The organism is Halorubrum trueperi, assembly GCF_042662525.1.
GTDB lineage: Archaea > Halobacteriota > Halobacteria > Halobacteriales > Haloferacaceae > Halorubrum > Halorubrum trueperi.
This window is the reverse complement of the sequence record NZ_JBHSXI010000027.1, coordinates 1-991: the sequence shown is the minus strand read 5'-3', so window position 1 is coordinate 991 and position 991 is coordinate 1. Positions and strand designations below refer to the sequence as shown.

Genomic DNA, 991 nt, shown 5'->3' with positions numbered 1-991 from the left:
CTTCGTCGAGTCGTCAGCAATAATGAGGTTATGTCACGGGCTCACGCTGTGCCGGCTGTCGAGACCTCGGGGTAAACACGTACATGAATTCATCTCCGACCCGTTCCGCAGAAGTTGCGATATTCGCTGTGTTCAAGCCGGCATCAGGCTCAGTTACACCGAAAGACCACTGTTCCTCTCCGTTTGCTATCTTCGGGAGATGCGATTCTTTTTGTGCTTCCGAACCGAATTTTTTAAGGAGATTGGTGATGATGCCGATATCTATGACAAGCGGGCCGACTGCCTCCCACCCCCCACCCTTACTCATTCCTTCGATGAGAGTCACCAATTCTAACATGCCCATCCCTTCTCCACCGTATTCTTCTGGAATCGTTATCCCTAACCAGCCCCCATCGGCAAGGTCATTTCGGAACTCATCTATCGTGTATTCTTCTCTTACTTTCTGCCAGTATTCCTCAGGATAGCTACTGGCGATGTCCCTGGCTGTCTCATAGATCAATTCTTGTTCACTTGTGCGGTTAAATTCCATTATTTTCTCTCCTTAATTTGGGTCTTTTAATGTTCTAGTGTACGGTTGATTCCATGTTGGTGGAATGATAGGTTGGTGTTGTTACTTTAAGGAAAATTTAGGGAGAGTGATCTCATCCGTTACGTGATCGAATACAACCTCTACTGGTGTTCCCATCTGAATATCGGCTTCCGTGGCCTCAACGATCATGGAAAACATGCGAATTCCTTCTTCCAGATCTATATGTCCAACAAGATATGGGACGTCGTCAGAGAATTCTGGAAACTTCACGGACCGACGGACAGTCGAGTAACTGAAAACTTCACCATCTCCAGAAGATTCAACCCATTCTAATTCTTCGGAAGCGCATTTTGGGCAGCAAGGTCTCGGGAAGAATATCTGTACGTGTTTACCCCGAGGTCTCGACAGCCGGCACAGCGTGAGCCCGTGACATAACCTCATTATTGCTGACGACTCGACGAA

General features: G+C 47.5%; 1 protein-coding gene and 1 pseudogene. Both read right to left on the bottom strand.

Annotated features, from left to right (window positions below):
• Positions 1 to 187 precede the first annotated feature (187 nt).
• A pseudogene (locus tag ACFQEY_RS18145) lies at positions 188 to 529 on the bottom strand (acyl-CoA dehydrogenase family protein); the annotation flags it as partial.
• Positions 530 to 610: 81 nt separating this feature from the next.
• Positions 611 to 907 (bottom strand): Zn-ribbon domain-containing OB-fold protein, encoded by a 297-nt coding sequence (locus ACFQEY_RS18140; protein WP_379771301.1) that lies wholly within the window; start codon positions 905 to 907, stop codon positions 611 to 613.
• Positions 908 to 991: the final 84 nt, after the last annotated feature.